The sequence below is a fragment of the Saccharothrix sp. ST-888 genome (assembly GCF_000955975.1).
Taxonomy (GTDB): Bacteria; Actinomycetota; Actinomycetes; order Streptomycetales; family Streptomycetaceae; genus Kitasatospora.
In genome coordinates, this window is the sequence record NZ_JYJF01000304.1 from 1 (window position 1) to 847 (window position 847).

Annotated in this window: 1 protein-coding gene; it reads left to right on the forward strand. The window is 74.3% G+C overall.

The window, feature by feature from the left end; genetic code table 11:
• Nucleotides 1–84 precede the first annotated feature (84 nt).
• A partial coding sequence (locus UK12_RS32785) for a hypothetical protein (RefSeq protein ID WP_197085368.1) occupies nt 85–847 on the forward strand: 763 nt, incomplete at its 3' end.

Consider the following 847-nt stretch of genomic DNA (forward strand, 5'->3'; position numbering starts at 1 on the left):
ACATCGAGAACTGGAGCCTCTGGCAGGACACCAAGATCCTGCTCCGCACCGCCGCCCTGATGCTGCACCCGGACGGGAGCTGACATGGCCCTCGCCTTCGCACTGCCGACGACCGGGCCGCTGACCTTACGGTCCGCCGGCGGCGGCCTGCTCGCCCGGCCCAGCCTGCTGGCCGCCGCCACCGTGCTGCTGGTCTGCGTACCCGCCGGTGAGAAGGACGTCACCGCCGCCGTCCACGTCACCGCCGCCGACCTGGCCTCGCTCGCCCTGGTCGCGCTCACTGCCGTCGACCTGCTGCGCGGCCGCGCCCCGGCGCTGAGCCGGACCGCCGGCGCGCTGTTCGGCGCGGTGGTCTGCTCGGCCGCCGTCGCCACCGTCGCCTCGATCGACCCGGTCGCCAGCCTCACCGGTTTCGTCCGGCTGGTCCAGGTCTTCGTCCTGGTGCCGGCCTGCGTCCTGGCCGCGCTGCGCGACCGGTACGACCAGCGGCTCATCCTCGGCTCCTTCGTGCTGGCCGCGCTGATCGAGGGCGCGGTCGGCGCCGACCAGTACCTGACCAAGACCGGCGCCTCCTACACCGGCCAGCCGATCCGCGCGGTCGGCACCTTCGGGGCGCTGGACATCATGGCGATGTCCACCGTGGTCAGCTTCGGCCTGCTCGCCGCCCTCGCCCTCGGCCTCGCCGAACGCGGGCCCGGCGGCAGCCGGCCGCTGCGCCTGGCGATGTTCGCCGCCGCCGCCTTCCTGACCTTCCCGCTGGCGGTCTCCTTCAGCCGGGGTAGCTGGATCGCGTGCGCGGTCGCCGTCACCGTGCTGGTGTTGCGGGCCGACGCCCGACTTGCGGTCC